Raw genomic sequence first — 15,892 nt, 5'->3', positions numbered from 1 at the left:
TCAGTGCACCTCGGCGAGCACGTCGTCGATGAGCGTCGACAAGATCGATGCCGACGGCAGCTGCCCGATGATGCGCGCGGCGACCCGGCCCTGCCGATCCATCACGAGCGTCGTCGGGGTCGCCTGGATAGGCGTCGCCGCGGCGAACGCCAGCTTCACCTGACCATCGTTCGCGTCGATCACGCTCGGATACGTGACCCCGTTGTCTGCGGCGAACGCACGGGCGGACGCCGGCTGGTCGTAGATGTTGATGCCGAGGAACCCGACATCCTGTTGCTGGTACTTCTGCCAGACCTCCTCGAGCATGGGAGCTTCGACGATGCACGGTCCGCACGCTGCGTACCAGAAGTTCACGACGTACACGCGACCGGCGAAGTCATCGCTGGAGGCGGGCTCGTCGTACTCCGTGACGCCGTCGAACACGACCGGGTCACCGCGCTCGGCGACCGGGATCTGCTCGACGCGGAAGTCACCGGATTCGTAGGTCTGCACGCCGGAGTCGTATCCGGCTGCCACGCCGTCCTGCGGTGTGCAGCCGACGAGCGCGACGAGTAGCGCTGCGGCAGCGAGCAGGCTTACGGCCGTGCGAGGGCTCGGCCGGGGATGGGATGTCATGGGTCTCCTCGTGATCGGCAGTCCGACGCACGCCGGAGCGCGCTCAGCGCGCGGGCACGACGGTTGCGTGCGCCACGTCAGCCGATGGACGCCTCACGGCATGCGGGCGACGTCCCCGGCGGGCGACGTCGCAATGACCGCGATCAGGTCCGGGAGATCCCCAGCAGAGCAGGCGTCAGTACCGGCGTGAAGGTGGGAACCGGACGAGGAACGGAGAACAGCAGCACGCCGATCGGAACCCTCGCGAGCAGTCGCGGGCGGTGCATGAGTGACCGGGCGGCGGCGATCGCGAGCAGAACACAGCAGAGCGCGCCGAGCAGGCACAATGCCGTCTCCTCCGCGCCTGCTCCCTCGGGAGCGAGCACCACTACGACCTCGGCGTCGGACACGGCAGAGTCCGACGGGGCTCTGTCCCCGCCGATGCTCACGGTCGCCGTGGCAGCGGAGCGTTCGATGCTGTCGTGCGCCGACGTCGTCCACAGGCCTAGCAGCAGCAGGGCAACCGCCCCAAGGACCAGCACGATCCATGCGACGGCACCTCGTCGGCTCCCCGAGGGGGTACCGTCGACGGCGGTCAGGCGCATGTCCTTCAGCATAAGTGTTCGCTGCTGACAGTTCCGCCCCCCTGATGAGACCGACGCCGCGGCCCGCGGACCGGTGACGCCCAGGGCGATCCCGACGATGGCGGGCGCGTCGTTGATGAGCGGTGCGGTCCTCTTCACCGGTCAGCATGACGACGTCGATGTCCTGCTTCCGCCACAATCGGGTGGTCTCGACTGATTCGTGCCGCAGCTCGTCGCGCACCTCGAGCACTCCTGCGATTTGCCGGTCGAGTTCAACGATGACCACGGCCATACCGGTCGCAGCCGTGTCCTCGGTGGCTTCCCGCGAGCGCGCGCGACGTTAGCCAGCGGTACTAGAGTCCCGGCACGGTCGACCGCACCGGCCGGCACCGAGTCACCCGTCCGATATCTACGGGGATCGACTCGGCAGTAGCAGTGATTCTGAGGTTCTGCAGTCGCGTACTCGGCGCCCTGACGATCAAGAATAGTCAGCACCTGCTGTATAGTCAGCATATGCTGACTGTTGCTTCTCGCCTCGACGTCATGAATCGGCTCGGCCGGGCCATGGCGGACGCGACGCGCTCCCGGATCCTGATGACCCTGCTGGACGGCCCGAGCTACCCCGCCGTGCTCTCGCGCGAACTCGAGCTGACCCGATCGAACGTGTCGAACCATCTGACCTGTCTTCGTGACTGCGGGATTGTGGTCGCCGAGCCCGAGGGGCGCCAGACCCGCTACGAGATCGCCGATCCGCACCTCGCGGCGGCGCTCACGGCGCTGGTGGACGTGACGCTGGCCGTGGACGAGCACGCGCCGTGCGTGGACGCCGAGTGCACGGTGCCGGGCTGCTGCGGGACGGGAGCGGGCGCGTGAGCGCGGCGTGCGGCTGCGACGAGCCGGAGACCCGGGTCGGTGAGGAGGCCGAGGAAGAGCGGGAGCGTCCGTGGTGGCGGGACCGCGGGGTCATGGTCCCGGTGTTCTCCGGCGTCGCCTTCGGCACCGGTCTGGTCCTGGAATGGGCAGGGGCGGAGATCCCGGCACTGGTGGCGTTCTGGATCGGCCTGCTGCTGGGCGCGTCGACGTTCACCCCGGGCGCGATCCGCAAGCTGTTCAAGGGCAAGCTGGGCATCGGGCTGCTGATGACGATCAGTGCGGTCGGCGCGGTCATCCTCGGCTACGTCGAGGAGGCCGCGGCGTTGGCGTTCTTGTACTCGATCGCCGAGGCGCTGGAGGACAAGGCGATGGACCGCGCCCGCGGCGGGCTGCGGGCGCTGCTCAAGCTGGTCCCGGAGACCGCGACCATCCGGCGGGATGGCGCGTCTGTGGAGGTCGCCGCAAAGGACCTGGCCGTTGGTCAGCTGATGCTGGTGCGTCCGGGTGAGCGGATCGCGACCGACGGGATCGTCCGCAAGGGCCGGTCGAGCCTGGACACCTCCGCGATCACCGGCGAGTCCATCCCCGTCGAGGTCGAGCCCGGCGATGCGGTGTCGGCCGGGGCGATCAACACCGCCGGTGCCCTGGAGATCGAGACGACTGCGGCAGGCACCGACAACTCGCTGACCACGATCGTGGAGCTGGTCGAGCAGGCGCAGGCCGAGAAGGGCGACCGCGCCCGCTTGGCCGACCGCATCGCTCGCCCTCTCGTGCCCGGCGTGCTGATCCTCGCCGTCCTGGTGGCGGTCATCGGGTCGCTGCTGGGCGACCCGGAGCTGTGGATCACCCGCGCCCTCGTGGTGCTCGTCGCCGCGTCCCCGTGCGCGCTGGCGATCTCCGTTCCGCTGACCGTGGTCGCCGCGATCGGCTCGGCGAGCAAGTTCGGCGTGATCATCAAGTCCGGTGCCGTGTTCGAACGGTTCGGCGTGATTCGCCACGTCGCCGTCGACAAAACCGGCACCCTCACCCGCAACGAGCCCGCCGTCACCGCCGTCCTCACCGCCGACGGGGTGGACGAGGCGCAGGCATTGGCGTGGGCGGCGGCGCTGGAGCAGCACAGCACCCACCCGCTGGCCGCCGCGATCACCGCCGCCTCGCCCGGGGCCCCCGCCGCCTTGGACGTGACCGAGCAGGCCGGGCACGGGATCGAGGGCATCCTCGACGGGGCCCGGGTCACCGTCGGCAGCCCTCGCTGGCTCGACGCCGGGACGCTCAAGGACCGGGTCGCGGGCCTGGAGGAGCAGGGAATGACCGTCGTGATCGTGCACCGCGACGACGTCCCGGTCGCCGCGATCGGGGTCCGCGACGAGCTGCGCCCCGAAGTCCCCGAGGTGGTCCGCACCCTCGACGCGCAGGGCGTCGGGGTGACCATGCTCACCGGCGACAACGCCCGCACCGCCCGCGCGCTGGCCGCGCAGGCCGGGATCGAGGACGTGCGCGCCGAGCTGCGCCCGGAGGACAAGGCCGCCGCGATCAGCGAGCTGGGCAGGCACGGCTCGGTCGCGATGATCGGCGACGGCATCAACGACGCCCCCGCCCTGGCCGCCGCCGACATCGGCATCGCGATGGGCGCGACCGGCTCCGACGCCGCTATAGAGTCGGCCGACGTTGCCTTCACGGGCCACGATCTTCGTCTGCTCCCGCGCGCGTTCGACCACGCCCGCCGGGGACGGCACATCATCAACCAGAACATCATCTTGTCCCTGCTGATCATCACCGCTCTGCTCCCGCTAGCCCTGTTCGGCATCCTCGGCCTCGCAGCGGTGGTGCTCGTGCACGAGATCGCCGAGGTCATCGTCATCCTCAACGGGCTCCGCGCGGCTCGGACGAGGAAGACCGCCTTGTGAACGTGCCGGGTGCCGTCGAGACGGCCGACGCCGGTGTCGCGGACGAGAAGGCCTCGCCTCCCACCCGGCGGGCGGTCGGCGCGGCTCTCGCCGTCGGCGCGCTCGGCGTCGCTCTGGACCAGGGGACGAAGGCCCTCGCGGCCGCGCGGCTGACGCCGGGCGAACGGGTCCCGCTGCTCGGTGACTTGTACGGCCTGTCCCTGGTCCACAACCCCGGGGCCGCGTTCTCGCTCGGCGCGGGGTCGACGTGGATCTTCACGACCGCCGGCGTACTCGCTTCGGTGGCGGTGGTCGTGTTCGCCGTGCGGCGACGGGGCCTGCGGTGGGGTCTCGCCCTCGGCATGGTCCTCGGCGGTGCGGTCGGCAACCTCGTCGACCGGCTCGGTAACCCGCCCGGGATCGGTCAGGGACACGTCACGGACTTCCTCGCCTACGGGAACCTCTTCGTCGGGAACATCGCGGACGTCCTCGTCGTCGTCGGCGTCGGCTTGGTCTGCCGGAACCTGCTCCGAGGGGATAAGCGGGGCCTGCCTAGAGCGCAGTCCAAAGCTCGTCACGGTCGTGTGGGGGCGAGGGTTCGGTGAAGATCACGCTGCAGTACTTCGACGAGTGTCCCAATTGGGTCGCGCTCGAGCGGAGCGTCCTCGAGATCATCGAAGGGCGGCAGGACGTGACGGTCACACGTCAAGCTGTTCGCACGGAGGAGGAGGCGGTCAAGATCCAGTTTCACGGCTCGCCAACACTGCTGATCGACGGCATTGATCCGTTCGCTGACGCGAAGCCACCCGTCGGGCTTGCCTGCCGCGTGTTCCGGACTCCTGTGGGACTGGCCGGGACGCCGACGGCGGATCAACTTCGCGCCGTCATCCTGGATGCGCTTGGATGACCCCCTCGTGCCCCGCAGTCATGCAGGATCCGCGCTCGCGTGTACACCGGTCACTGACCAGTCCTGGATCGCTGTTCGAGACGTGCCAGGTAGTCGTTGTAGCGGTTGAGGTCGTCATCGCCGTGCACGTCGGCGTAGCGGTCATGAGCACGCGCGCGGGCTGAGTCCTCGCGGAACCAGCGGTGCATGACGTACAGCACCATGATCAGCGTGGGCGCCTCGCCGTATGACCAGGCCAGCGCGCCGGCGACCTGCTGGTCATCGAGGGGATCGAGACCCAGTGCGAGCGTGCTCTCAGCGAAAGTGCTGATCATCAGCGTGGTGCTCATCATGATGAACACACCGAAGAACGCGTGGAGGGCGGCCTCGACGAACAGGTCGATGGCGCGGGCGCCGTAGCTCATCCGCACCGGCAGCGGATCCTCGGCGAGGACCGGGATCGTGAACAGCATTCCAACGACGAAGAACCCGATCTCAAGCGCCTGATGGCCCCATGGCAGCCGAAGCAGCGGGTCGGCGAGGTTGCCGAGGTAGAGCCCGTAGTACGCCAGCAGGTACAACGGCACCGCGAGGGCTGGGCTCAGCATCCAGCGGGCAGCGCGGCTGCGCAGCGCCCCGTGCGCGACACGCAGCACCCTACGCCCGAGGCCGCGATGCGGCGTGGCGCGCAGCAGCAGTGTGCCGGGCGAGCCGAGCACGAGCAGCGGCGGGATTGCCATCATCAGGGTGAGCTGCTGGAACATGAACACGGAGAATTGCACGTAACCGTAGCTCTCCACGCCCAGCCCCATCGTCACGACGAGGGCGAGGCAGCCGGCAAGGAAGCAGATCGTGCGGGCTACCGACCACCGGCGTCGCAGCTGCCACAGGCGGATCGCGCCGGCCAGGTAGGCGACCGCGAGCAGCAGACCCAGTGCAGCGAGCGGCGAGGGCGGATACGGGCCGGGCGCGAAGTACTCCAGCAGGCCCGGGGGTGGAAGCGACACGTCGTCCACGGCGCTCAGGGGCGCTCGATCTTGATGAGCGCTCCAGCGACGAGGAAGACCACGGCCGCGACGGGCTGCGCCGCCATCCACACCGGCCCCTCGAACGGCATCGGCCACGCCGGGTTCCACAGCACACAGATCGCGGCGAACACGGGGAGCCACCACCACTGGCGCGCCTGGACCGCAAACCATCCGATGATGATCGCGAAGATCGACACGACGTACAGGACGAGCATCGCCCACTCGCCTGCCAGCAGGAGCGGCGCGAGGAACAGCACCGGCGCGGCGAGGAGGCTCGGCGCGAGCGCGTTGCGCTGGTAAGTGGACGGGGTCCGCTTGGTCTTGCTCATGAGTTATCCGTTCTTCGCTGCGCCGACTGTGGCCGCGGTGTCCGAGGGTGCCGTGGTGAGGAATGCCCGCGTGCGCGGGAGGTCGATGGCGAGGATGATCGCCCCGATCGCGAGGGCAACGTCCGCGAGATTGCCGATGAACAGCTCTCCGTACGCGAGGAAATCAATGACATGGCCCTGACCGAACGCGGGCGGAGCGAAGAGCCGGTCGACCAGGTTCCCGAAGGCGCCTCCGAGGATGAACCCCAGTGCGAGCGAACGCATCGTGGTCGCCGAACGGACCAGAGCAACGCACAGGACTGCAGTGAGAACCGACGTCAGGATCGTGATCAGCCAGGTCTGATCCCCACCGAACGACAGTGCGATCCCCGGGTTGAACGCCAGCTGCAAGCCGAGCAGGTCGCCCAGCAGCGGGATCCGGTCGCGTCCGCCCAGCGAGGACACAGCGATCGCCTTGGTCACCTGATCGATCGTCAGCACAGCGGCGGCAACCGTGCACCCGATGGCGAACCGTACCGCGCGGTCAGTTCTCATCGGAACTCCGAACAGCGCGACTTCCGCGCTCTCTACGCCGTCGTTCCTGTCGCATCATGAGCACGATTCCGACGAGCGGCCCCACGAGCACGATCGGGAACATGATGCCCACAAACGCCATCAAGCCGTCCGCGCCTCGCTGAGCTGGCTTCGTCTCGTACCCGCTGGACGTCTCGCCCGGGTGCGGAGTAGGCGCGTCGTCCGGCTCGACAGTCGGCGCGCCTGTCGAGTCGGGCGAGTTCGGCATCCCGGCGACAATGTTCGTGTATCCGTCACGGGAGAAGGTTCCTTCGAGGGCGTTGGCTCCTGCGCCGAGAGGGGCGGTTACGGCCAGGCCCAGACCGACGATGATGCCGATAGCGGTTCGCCATGGCCGTGGATGTTCACGCATGGGCGGTGTCCTCTCCGGAGTGTGATTCGGGCTCCAGCTGGAAAGTCGAGTGCTCGATGGACACCTCGAAGTGCTCGGCCACGCACTCCTGCAATGAGCTGAGGAGAGCCGCGGTGTCGGCACTGTCCCGGACGACCACGTGCGCAGTCAGGATCGGCAGGTCGGATGACACGAGCGATGCATGCAGATCGTGAACCGCCACGACACCAGGCATCTCGAGAATGTGACGCCGGACGCTGCCCAGATCGAGCCCAGGAGGCGTCGACTCGAGCAGCACCCGCCCGGAAGCGCGCAGCAGGATGATCGTGCGCGGGACGATCAGCGCAGCGATCACGATGCCCGCGATCGCGTCGGCCTGGTACCACCCGAATGCCCAGATGGCAACGGCGCTCAGAATCACACCGACCGAGCCGAGGGCGTCGTTCATCACCTCGAGGAACGCGGCGCGCAGGTTGAGGTTCTGCTTGCGGCCCCCCATCAAGACGAGAAGCGAGACGATGTTGGCGATCAGCCCGACGACGCCGAAGAACAGCAGGCTTCCGGATGCGATCTCCGGAGGTTCGAACAGGCGCCGGATGCCCTCGACGAGCGCGAACAGGCCCACGGCGAGGAGCAGAGCGGCCTGTGCCAGCGCGCCGAGGACCTCCGCGCGGCGCAATCCCCACGTGTGCGTCTCGGTCGGCGGTCGGTTCATGAGCTGCGCGGCTGTGACAGCCATGGCGAGCCCGATCACGTCCGTGAGCATGTGCGTCGCATCCACCAGCAGCGCCAAGCTGCCGGTGATGATCGATCCGACCACCTCGATCAGAAAGAACGAGAGCGTGATCGAGAATGCGATCAGAAGCCGGCTGCGCGGTGTCCGCCCCGCATCGCCGGCGTGGTCATGTCCGGTTCCCATGGTGGTGCCTCCTTACCGTTCCCAGCCATTCATGGCCGCTGGATGATGTGGCGGGCGACACGGGCCGCGTCCCGCAGCACGCCCTGGATCGTGTCCCCGCCGGGATACCCGTACCGGGGCAGCCCGGCGGTGAACAGCCCAGGCATTGATGTGCGGCCCCGCTTGCCCGGGTGAGCGCGCACGTCGTCCGGCAGCCACTCGTCGCCGGGCCGATAGCCGGTGGCGAAGACCACGGACGTCGGACAGAGTTGCCGTCCATCCGAGAGCATCACGTCTGCGCCGATCGCTCCGACCGCCGCGGGTGCGATGTCGACTCCGGCCTCGCGCAGTTCCGCGTAGCTATCGGTGAACAGCGGCTCGGGCACCCGCTCTCCGGTGAAGCGCCGCTGCCGGTCGCCAGACATGGCGGGATACGCGGCCGCTGGTCGTCGACGTCGAGGGGTGCGGGTGGCCAGCGTGACGCGGTGGCTCGCAAGGAGTTCTCGGGCGAGCTGGACCCCCGCGTTCCCGCCGCCGACGATGAGGACATCCCCGGCGGGGATCTGCCGTGGGTACTGATACTGGCTGCTGTGCAGCACCGTGCCTGGCACCGTGAGGTCAGAGGACCACGCGGGGACGTGGGGACGGGCATGCGCGCCGGTGGCGCACACGACGTTCCGGGTCTGCACGTCGCCCGCGTGCGTGCGCAACTCGAGCGTCATGCCGTTGCCGACCCGCCTCACCCCGGTCACCTGCAGGCCCCAGCACGGAGTCAGGCCGATGTGCTTCTCGAACGCGGTGAGATAAGACGCCATCTCGTTAACGCGTGGATGCCGACGAGGGTCACCAGGGAACGGGAGCGGCAAGAGCGCGCTGTGCCGCGCCTCGCTCAGCAACCTCATCGAGTGCCATCGCGATGCCCAGCTCCGCGTCCCCGGGGCCCGGTCGATGACGACGAAGTCGCGTTGCGGAATCAGTCCGCGGAGAACGAGCTCGGCGGACACGGCCAACCCCGCCTGTCCCGCTCCGACAATAATCGCGCGTCGATGTGACAGCTCTAGCTTCTCACCTCGGACGTTCATGCGATCAGGAAGATCACGGCGACGAACGACCAGATCAACGCAATCGCGAGGCACACCACCAGCGCAGCCGCCAGCACCAACGCAACCTTGTTCCAGGCTTTCACGGACAACAACTCCCCACACAGATTCATGGCACAGGACAGCGTCCGGTCAACGACCGGCGGTGACGCGCCGCCCAAGGGGCGGCAGGCCGCGAATCAGGTTCGGGAGATGGAGAGCTGAGTCAAGGTGGGGGGTTTGGGCGCGTGTCCCGTCACTGGGGACCGCTGGCTCGTGTGGGCGCGGCTGGTCGAGAGGATCGGTGGCTCGCGATCGCGTAGCAGCCTGAGGAAGAACACGGCCAAGGCAAGCCCGCAAAGCGCGCCGAGCAAGCACGCGGTGAGTCCGAGTCCGGCTCCACTGCTGTTGCCCGCGAGAACTACCGACCCCGCTGACGCAAGTTCGCCAGTCTCTGGAGCGGTAGTGACTATTGTCTGGTCAGTGGCTGTGACCGAAGAGGCGAGCACCAGAGCATCTGGTTCTGCGTGGGACGCGGTCCACGCCCCGATGACCATGAGCAGCGACAAGATCGTGCTCGTAATGATCTTCGTTATCGCGTTGCCCTCAGTCCATCCCACGCCTGCGTGGTCGAATCGGAGCGAGCCCATCGGGGATCAGCATAGATCCCTGCGCCCCCGTCGGAGCTGAGTCCACAGCCGTGCCTCCATCCCGGGCCCGCAATAGGTCATCTCGCGCTGTATAGTCATCTTGTGCTGACTATTGCTTCCCGTCTTGATGTGATGAATCGGCTCGGCCGCGCGATGGCCGACCCGACCCGCTCCCGGATTCTGATGTCGCTGCTTCAGGGGCCGTCGTATCCGGCTGTGCTGTCCCGCTCACTCGAGCTGTCGCGCTCGAATGTGTCGAACCACCTCACGTGCCTGCGCGACTGCGGCATCGTCGTCGCCGAGCCCGAAGGTCGGCAGACGCGGTATGAGATCGCGGACCCGCACCTCACGGCGGCGCTCACGGCGCTGGTCGATGTGACGCTCGCCGTCGACGAGAACGCACCGTGTCTGGATGCGGCGTGCACGGTGCCCGGCTGCTGCGGAACGGAGGCGCGGGCATGAGCGCCGCGTTGACAACCGCGCGTCGCACGACGCTGCACCGCCGGGTCCGGTTCATCGTCGGCTTCACAATCACCTACAACGTCATCGAAGCCATCGTCGCTGTCTGGGCCGGCATCCTCGCCTCCTCCGCGGCGCTGATCGGATTCGGCCTCGACTCGGTCGTGGAAGTGCTCTCGGCCGCCGCGATCGCGTGGCAGTTCACCCGCAAGGACCCCGAGCGGTGGGAGAAGGTCACCGTCAAGGCGATCGGCATCGCGTTCTTCGCCCTCGCCGCCTATGTCACCGTTGACGCGGTTTTGAGCCTGATCCAGGCGGAAGGGCCCGACCACAGCCCCTTCGGTCTCGGCATCACCGCACTGAGCCTGCTCATCATGCCGCTACTGGCCTGGTTCGAGGTCCGCACCGGACGCGAGCTGGACTCCAAGAGTGTGATGGCCGATGCCAAGCAGCTCATCCTCTGCGTCTACCTCTCCGGAGCGGTGTTCATCGGTCTCATGCTCAACAGCCTGTTCGGCTGGTGGTGGGCCGACTCCGTCGCAGCGCTCGTCGTCGCGGTTCTCGCGATCCGCGAGGGCATCGAAGCGTGGCGCGGCGATGTGGAATCCCCGTTCGAGGTCCTCGAAGGCTTGGCAGTTGACGATGACGACGCAGAGGAGAAGATCCGATGACACAGGGCCCCATTCAGAGCGTCCCGATCGCGTGCAGGCTCCCCACAATCGCGGAGGCCAAGGCGCAGGTGGAGAAGTGGCAGGCGTTCGACGCCGACTACGCGCTCTCCTCGGAACGCAGCGACTCCGAGCTCGTCATCCACTACGCGAAGGTCGATGACTCGATCAGCCGGCTACGAGACCTCGTCGAGGTCGAGCAACGCTGTTGCGCATTCGTGCAATGGGACATCGACGAGAGCGGCAAAGACCTGCGTCTGATCGCACGCGGCTCCGAGGAACAACTCGCGGCCCTCAACGTGCCGATCCCGCAGCACTGATCCCACCGCAGGGCGCATCAATGATGCATCTACTCCAATACTCACGAGGTGAGTTCTGGACATGGCGGCGCGACCGCTCTTCGGTTGCTCGGGAACGTGCGTCCGCTGGACGAGAAGCAATTCGTCTATGACGCCATGCTCGCGGGATGGAGCGATCAACAGTCCAGCCGAGGTCTTGTGCCTTCGACGATCCAAGGCAGGATTCTCACATCAACACAGCGATACGCCACTCGGCAAACACCGGTGCCGGCTGGGGAACGTACCCAGAGCCGAGAAGGCATGAGAGCGAACTCGACGCGCGAACGAATAATGCTGATTGCCAGTAGCACCTGACGGTGCGTCTGCTGCGGGACGTGCTCGGCTGGGCGTTGATCAGCTGGCGCCGACTGCTGGCCGCGCTCGTCGCGGGAGTGGCCGGGGCTGGTGAGCGTGGCGATCGGGGGCGCCCTGCTCCTGGTCCCGGCTCTTGCCGAGTCCGTCCCTGCCTCTGATGCACGGTTCGACCCCGTGGCCGGCACGACACCCTGGGTGCCGCCGGCGTTCTTCGCGATCTATGCGGCCGCGCCCGGGGAGATCATCTACCGGGGCGTCCTCCTCGGCGTCCTCGCGCTGAGCGTCGCGACGATCAGGAGCCGTTGGTCTCGAGTCGTGGTGGTGTCCGGGGCATTGCTCATCGTGAGCGCGGTCACCGCCGGGGTGACGGGCGCGGTCTACGGCATCGTCGCGATCGCCACCCGAAGCCTCTGGGCCGCGATCATCGCGCACATGCTCTACAACGCGCTGATCTTCGTGGTGTGAGATATCAGAGCGGAGCGCCCCAGTAGTCCTCGGCGTTCACCTCGGACGCAAGGCGGATCGTCTCGACCTCGTCCTCGCTCGCACCGGGGAGGGCCTGGGGAAGGGAGCGCAGAACCGCCGCCAGCGGGATCGGGGCCTTGCCGTCGTGGTCGAGGTGCCGGTTGATCGACGCGAGGTACTCGACGACGACGACCATCGCGTCGTGCGATCCGAGGCTGCGCAGCGCGGCCAGCGCCAGGCGTCCGGTGTCGTCGCCGATGTGGTGGTGCTCGCGGTCGAAGTTGCCCTGCTCGAACGCCGTGGTGCCGCAGTCGCGGGCGGCGCCGTAGAGGGCGTTGCGGAGCGTGTAGTCGTCGATCGTCACGTCGGCCACGGTGGGTCGCCTTCCTACCGGCGGCCGCCGGCGACCGTCGATGCGAGAAGGGTAGTCGTCCGCGACGACATCGCCGGTCAGAACCCGGCCCGGCCGAGATCTCCTGCCCCGACGCCTCCCTGGCTGAGGAGCGACGTCGACGCAGGGAGGCCGGCATCCCCGAGCAGGCCCCACGGGGTTCCGGCCGAACCCGTGCGCGACCACGTGCGCGCGCTGATGGCTGCCGGCATGGCGCTGTACACGATCGCAGCGACGGCGGAGGTGTCGATGTCCGGACTCAAGACGCTGCTCTACGGGCGCAGCGGAGCACGCAAGGGGGAGTACCCGGCGACGATCGAGCAGCGGAAAGCCGAGCGAGTCCTGGCGCTGGCCCTCCCGCGCGGCCGAGCGAAGACGGCGTAGCCGCCGGCCCCTGTCAGACCGGCAGCTCTCCGATCACCTATACGCGCAACAGACCGGCGATCCGAAAGGGGATGGGCGATGGGGTACAGCGTCTACGAAGACCGTGACGCGCACGATCATGGCGTGAGCCGGTGGGCCGGCTATGGCGTGCCAGCCGTGTGCGACTGGCCCACCTGCAGCACGGAGATCAACCGCGGCCTCGGGTTCAAGTGCGAGCGCCGCTACATCGAGACCGAGGACGGCGAGGAGATCGAAGAAGACGGCTGCGGCCTGTACTTCTGCATCGAGCACCTCGCCCTCGGCTGTGCCCCTGAGCACGACGGCTTCACGCCCAAGCCCGACACCGCGGAGTGGGAGCAGTGGATGCTCACGGACGAGTCCTGGGAGCCCTGGCGGCAGGAGAACCCGGAGGTCGTCGCGCAGCTGCGGCAGCGCCACGACCTGGAGAAGGGCATCATGAGCCCCATCGTCTGCACCGGCGCCGTCCAGCACCGCTCCTTCCGCGATCGCGTGGACCACATCCTCGCTCGCGCGATCCGAGGCCTGTTCTCCGGTTTCGTCCCGCTGATCCTGATGGCCTGGCTCTTCCTCGCCATCGCCGCGCTCAATATCGTCGTGCTCGCCCTCTTCGCCGTCGTATCGCTCTTCACGATGGGCGTCACCGGGCAATGGGACGGACTGGGGAACCTCGGGGTGCTGCTTCTCGTCGGCCTCGTCCGAACGCTGCTGGTGCTCGCGATCACCGCAGCGCTGCTGTGGGTCAACGACCTGTCCGGCCGCCTCGCTGCTCCGCGTCCGCGACGCCACTAAGCCATATGCATATCTGCATATGGCTGGTAGCCTGGAAGTGAAGGAGGTGGATCATCATGAAGACCCTGGACAAGGACCAGGAGCTGCGTGAACTGCAGTTCCTGCAGCGCCGTACGACGCTGAGCGCGCGCGACCTCGCCGCTCGGCTGCTCGCGCTGAACAAGCGGGGCATCCACCAGGACGAGCTCGCCGAGGCGATCGGCAAGAGCCAGTCGCAGGTGTCGCGTCTGATCCGCGATGCCGCCAAGCAGCACCCCGCCGATGGCGAGGAGAAGCCGGCCGCGACCGCGATGGAGCTCGTGCGCCGTCGCGCGCGAGGCGAGATCGCGCACGACCAGTTCGTCGAGCTCCTCAAGACGTGGGACTACGACCCGTCGTACAAGACCGAGGGGCTGCACGACGATTGGGAGTTCGTCGACAACAGCTTCGACGCGGTCTCGGACGCGTGGATGAACTACGACCTGCTGACCGACGAGGAGTTCGAGGAGATCTTCGCCGCGGTCAAGGGCAGGTAGTGGACGCCGCTGCACGCGCGCGGCATCTCGACGCGCTCCGGGCGCTGACCGCGCCTGGTGGGAGCATCGACCCCGAAGCGCCCACCGCCACGCATCAGCGCCCGGAGAACTACGTCGACGGCACGTGGACCATGCGGCGGCAGAAGCTGCACAAGCAGATCCTCGACGAGTACTTCGCCGAGAACCCTCACGTGGCGCGGGACAACCGCGCCATCATCATGAGCGGCCCACCGGGTGCCGGCAAGAGCTCGGCCCTGAAAGAGAAGGTGCCGGACGAAGAGAAACACCTGTGGCGGACGATCGACGCCGACGAGTTCAAGAAGCGACTGGTGTCGAAGCTGCGCCAGACGGGCGAGTTCGAGGCGATCATCCCGCCAGATGTCCAGGCGCGCATCGACGCCGGCGAGACGTTCACGCCGGGGGAGTTCGCATCCCTCGTGCACGAGGAGTCTTCCTGGCTGGCCGCCCGCGCTGCGCGCCGCTCGCTGCAGCGCGGTGAACGGGTCGTGCTCGACGGCGTCAACGGCTCCAAGGGGAAGCTGATCAGCCGCCTCGAGGGGCTGCAGGCGAGCGGATACGTCCACGCCGAGATCATCGCCGTCGACGGACCGCGAGACGTCACCCGAGCACGCGTGGAGCACCGCTGGTACGAGGCGTACGCCAAGTACGTCGACGAGGGCGACGAGGACGCCGGCTACGACGCCCGGTACGTGCCCGAGGAGGTCACGAACGTCCTCTACGTCGAGACCGACCGGTTCTCCGCCTGCTCACGAGCTGTCGGCGACCTGGTCAAGGACGGCCCCGTGCAGGGCCTCGTCGTGAACGCGCAGATGTACTACGTCGACGAGCCGGCCGGAAAGCCGCAGCTGTGGCGAACCTTCCAGCAGGACGGCGATCGCTTCATCGTCACCAAGCACCGACGCATCGACAACCCGAGCTCCAGCGGCGCCGCGGCGCCGATGACCACAGAGCAGCCGGGGAGCTCGAGCGACAGGCAGGCAGCAGACAACCCCGCGGCCGCGGGGGAGATCGTCGTCCCCGGCTATGTGAGGAAGGACGGCACGGTCGTCCGCTCACACACGAAGAAGCGCCCCACCCGCCGACAGGGCTGACCGATGGCCGACGTCGACGTGCTGATCCGCGAAGTGGAGATCCCCGCCGTCGACGACCACGCGGGACTGCGCAGCGTGCGTGTGCAGCTGATCTGGGAATGCCCCACCTGCGGTCAGCGCCGCGGTGAGGTGTTCCGGACGATCAGCTACGACGGATCCCGTCGGCTCGCCTGCGACGGATGGCGCGACCCCTGCGGCCACGTCGACCACTACGGTGCTGTGCGCCGCGAGGCTCTCGGGCGCCCCTGACCTGGCGCTGGCCGTCAGGCGGCTTCGTCGCTGTCAGGCTCCGGCGCTGGCACGTCCGGGTAGCGGATGCGAGCAGAAGGCACCTCAGCGAGCACACGCGCCGCGACAGCACGATGGAACGAGGCCGGCAGCTCGTCGGGGGAGTCCTCGTCGATCCTCGGCACCACGGTCACACGGCGGCGCGGATCGTCGTCGAACTCCGCCAGCCGGAACACCTCGTCCTCGACGGCACGGTTGAAGCGATCGCGCAGCTCGAACAGCCACGCGGCCGCGGGAATCGGCACCGGCCCTCGGTCCTCCCAGTTGCGCACAGTCCGCACCGCGACACCTCGCTGCTCGGCCACCCACGGCGCCGTCAGCCCGAGCTGCTCGCGCAGCACCTTGAACTCGGCCGAGGACATCGGCGGCACACCGCCGCGCAAGTGGGTCTCACTGCCGACGACAACCAGAACCGGAGGGCGAGGAGCTCGAACCA

Annotated in this window: 22 protein-coding genes; 13 read left to right on the top strand and 9 right to left on the bottom strand. The window is 68.0% G+C overall.

The window, feature by feature from the left end; translation table 11 throughout:
* Complete coding sequence (locus tag ACODR5_RS07355; RefSeq protein WP_488983201.1) at positions 1 to 615, bottom strand: TlpA family protein disulfide reductase; 615 nt, start codon at positions 613 to 615, stop codon at positions 1 to 3.
* Positions 616 to 758: 143 nt separating this feature from the next.
* Positions 759 to 1,199 carry a hypothetical protein gene (locus ACODR5_RS07350; RefSeq protein ID WP_488983200.1) on the bottom strand — a complete coding sequence of 147 codons (441 nt, stop codon included), beginning with the start codon at positions 1,197 to 1,199 and terminating at the stop codon, positions 759 to 761.
* Between the two features lie 492 nt (positions 1,200 to 1,691).
* On the opposite strand from ACODR5_RS07350, the gene cmtR (ACODR5_RS07345) reads away from it, so the two are divergent.
* The 4 genes from cmtR (ACODR5_RS07345) to ACODR5_RS07330 are packed head-to-tail and all read left to right on the top strand — an operon-like array spanning position 1,692 to position 4,844.
* A complete protein-coding gene (gene cmtR / locus ACODR5_RS07345; protein ID WP_342336443.1) occupies positions 1,692 to 2,051 on the top strand; it encodes a Cd(II)/Pb(II)-sensing metalloregulatory transcriptional regulator CmtR in 360 nt (119 codons plus the stop codon).
* On the top strand, positions 2,048 to 3,958 hold the full coding sequence (locus ACODR5_RS07340; RefSeq protein WP_488983199.1) for a heavy metal translocating P-type ATPase: 1,911 nt from the start codon (positions 2,048 to 2,050) through the stop codon (positions 3,956 to 3,958). The genes cmtR (ACODR5_RS07345) and ACODR5_RS07340 overlap by 4 nt, the downstream gene beginning before the upstream one ends.
* 2 nt (positions 3,959 to 3,960) lie before the next feature.
* Positions 3,961 to 4,542, top strand: coding sequence for a signal peptidase II (gene lspA / locus ACODR5_RS07335; protein ID WP_488983198.1), 582 nt, complete (start codon positions 3,961 to 3,963; stop codon positions 4,540 to 4,542).
* On the top strand, positions 4,539 to 4,844 hold the full coding sequence (locus ACODR5_RS07330) for a thioredoxin family protein (protein ID WP_488983197.1): 306 nt from the start codon (positions 4,539 to 4,541) through the stop codon (positions 4,842 to 4,844). Before lspA ends, ACODR5_RS07330 begins: the two co-directional genes overlap by 4 nt.
* Before the next feature lie 50 nt (positions 4,845 to 4,894).
* Here ACODR5_RS07330 and ACODR5_RS07325 read toward each other — a convergent pair whose 3' ends face one another.
* The 5 genes from ACODR5_RS07325 to ACODR5_RS07305 all read right to left on the bottom strand — a co-directional run bounded on the left by ACODR5_RS07325 (position 4,895) and on the right by ACODR5_RS07305 (position 9,064).
* Positions 4,895 to 5,839 (bottom strand): cytochrome c oxidase assembly protein, encoded by a 945-nt coding sequence (locus tag ACODR5_RS07325; RefSeq protein ID WP_488983196.1) that lies wholly within the window; start codon positions 5,837 to 5,839, stop codon positions 4,895 to 4,897.
* Between the two features lie 5 nt (positions 5,840 to 5,844).
* A complete protein-coding gene (locus ACODR5_RS07320; RefSeq protein WP_488983195.1) occupies positions 5,845 to 6,180 on the bottom strand; it encodes a DUF6804 family protein in 336 nt (111 codons plus the stop codon).
* Between the two features lie 3 nt (positions 6,181 to 6,183).
* Positions 6,184 to 6,714 carry a signal peptidase II gene (locus ACODR5_RS07315; RefSeq protein WP_488983194.1) on the bottom strand — a complete coding sequence of 177 codons (531 nt, stop codon included), beginning with the start codon at positions 6,712 to 6,714 and terminating at the stop codon, positions 6,184 to 6,186.
* Positions 6,715 to 7,097: 383 nt separating this feature from the next.
* Positions 7,098 to 8,003 (bottom strand): cation diffusion facilitator family transporter, encoded by a 906-nt coding sequence (locus ACODR5_RS07310; RefSeq protein ID WP_488983193.1) that lies wholly within the window; start codon positions 8,001 to 8,003, stop codon positions 7,098 to 7,100.
* A 29-nt stretch (positions 8,004 to 8,032) separates the two neighbouring features.
* Positions 8,033 to 9,064: an NAD(P)-binding domain-containing protein gene (locus ACODR5_RS07305; protein WP_488983192.1), complete on the bottom strand. Its 1,032-nt coding sequence runs from the start codon at positions 9,062 to 9,064 to the stop codon at positions 8,033 to 8,035.
* Between the two features lie 749 nt (positions 9,065 to 9,813).
* Here ACODR5_RS07305 and cmtR (ACODR5_RS07300) point away from each other — a divergent pair.
* The 4 genes from cmtR (ACODR5_RS07300) (at position 9,814) to ACODR5_RS07285 (ending at position 11,956) form a co-directional block, all read left to right on the top strand.
* On the top strand, positions 9,814 to 10,173 hold the full coding sequence (gene cmtR / locus ACODR5_RS07300) for a Cd(II)/Pb(II)-sensing metalloregulatory transcriptional regulator CmtR (protein WP_488983191.1): 360 nt from the start codon (positions 9,814 to 9,816) through the stop codon (positions 10,171 to 10,173).
* A complete protein-coding gene (locus tag ACODR5_RS07295) occupies positions 10,170 to 10,841 on the top strand; it encodes a cation diffusion facilitator family transporter (RefSeq protein ID WP_488983190.1) in 672 nt (223 codons plus the stop codon). Before cmtR (ACODR5_RS07300) ends, ACODR5_RS07295 begins: the two co-directional genes overlap by 4 nt.
* Positions 10,838 to 11,158, top strand: a complete 321-nt coding sequence (locus ACODR5_RS07290; protein WP_488983189.1) for a hypothetical protein — start codon at positions 10,838 to 10,840, stop codon at positions 11,156 to 11,158. Before ACODR5_RS07295 ends, ACODR5_RS07290 begins: the two co-directional genes overlap by 4 nt.
* A gap of 507 nt (positions 11,159 to 11,665) precedes the next feature.
* A complete protein-coding gene (locus tag ACODR5_RS07285; protein ID WP_488983188.1) occupies positions 11,666 to 11,956 on the top strand; it encodes a CPBP family glutamic-type intramembrane protease in 291 nt (96 codons plus the stop codon).
* A 4-nt stretch (positions 11,957 to 11,960) separates the two neighbouring features.
* On the opposite strand, the gene ACODR5_RS07280 is transcribed toward ACODR5_RS07285, so the two are convergent.
* Positions 11,961 to 12,329, bottom strand: a complete 369-nt coding sequence (locus ACODR5_RS07280; RefSeq protein ID WP_488983187.1) for a hypothetical protein — start codon at positions 12,327 to 12,329, stop codon at positions 11,961 to 11,963.
* A 228-nt stretch (positions 12,330 to 12,557) separates the two neighbouring features.
* On the opposite strand from ACODR5_RS07280, the gene ACODR5_RS07275 reads away from it, so the two are divergent.
* The 5 genes from ACODR5_RS07275 to ACODR5_RS07255 all read left to right on the top strand — a co-directional run bounded on the left by ACODR5_RS07275 (position 12,558) and on the right by ACODR5_RS07255 (position 15,417).
* On the top strand, positions 12,558 to 12,731 hold the full coding sequence (locus ACODR5_RS07275; RefSeq protein WP_488983186.1) for a hypothetical protein: 174 nt from the start codon (positions 12,558 to 12,560) through the stop codon (positions 12,729 to 12,731).
* A 78-nt stretch (positions 12,732 to 12,809) separates the two neighbouring features.
* Positions 12,810 to 13,541, top strand: a complete 732-nt coding sequence (locus ACODR5_RS07270; protein ID WP_488983185.1) for a hypothetical protein — start codon at positions 12,810 to 12,812, stop codon at positions 13,539 to 13,541.
* Between the two features lie 56 nt (positions 13,542 to 13,597).
* The gene (locus ACODR5_RS07265) at positions 13,598 to 14,056 is read left to right on the top strand and encodes a helix-turn-helix domain-containing protein (RefSeq protein WP_488983184.1); all 459 of its coding nucleotides are present in this window, start codon (positions 13,598 to 13,600) and stop codon (positions 14,054 to 14,056) included.
* Positions 14,056 to 15,168: a zeta toxin family protein gene (locus ACODR5_RS07260; RefSeq protein ID WP_488983183.1), complete on the top strand. Its 1,113-nt coding sequence runs from the start codon at positions 14,056 to 14,058 to the stop codon at positions 15,166 to 15,168. Before ACODR5_RS07265 ends, ACODR5_RS07260 begins: the two co-directional genes overlap by 1 nt.
* Positions 15,169 to 15,171: 3 nt before the next feature.
* Positions 15,172 to 15,417: a hypothetical protein gene (locus ACODR5_RS07255; RefSeq protein WP_488983182.1), complete on the top strand. Its 246-nt coding sequence runs from the start codon at positions 15,172 to 15,174 to the stop codon at positions 15,415 to 15,417.
* Positions 15,418 to 15,431: 14 nt separating this feature from the next.
* Here ACODR5_RS07255 and ACODR5_RS07250 read toward each other — a convergent pair whose 3' ends face one another.
* Entirely contained in the window at positions 15,432 to 15,818 is a 387-nt protein-coding gene (locus ACODR5_RS07250; protein ID WP_488983181.1) for a hypothetical protein, read from the bottom strand.
* Between the last annotated feature and the right edge of the window lie 74 nt (positions 15,819 to 15,892).

This window comes from Microbacterium sp. FG3, assembly GCF_057809335.1.
The sequence above is the reverse complement of the archived record's forward strand: the minus strand, read 5'-3'. Positions and strand labels throughout refer to the sequence as shown.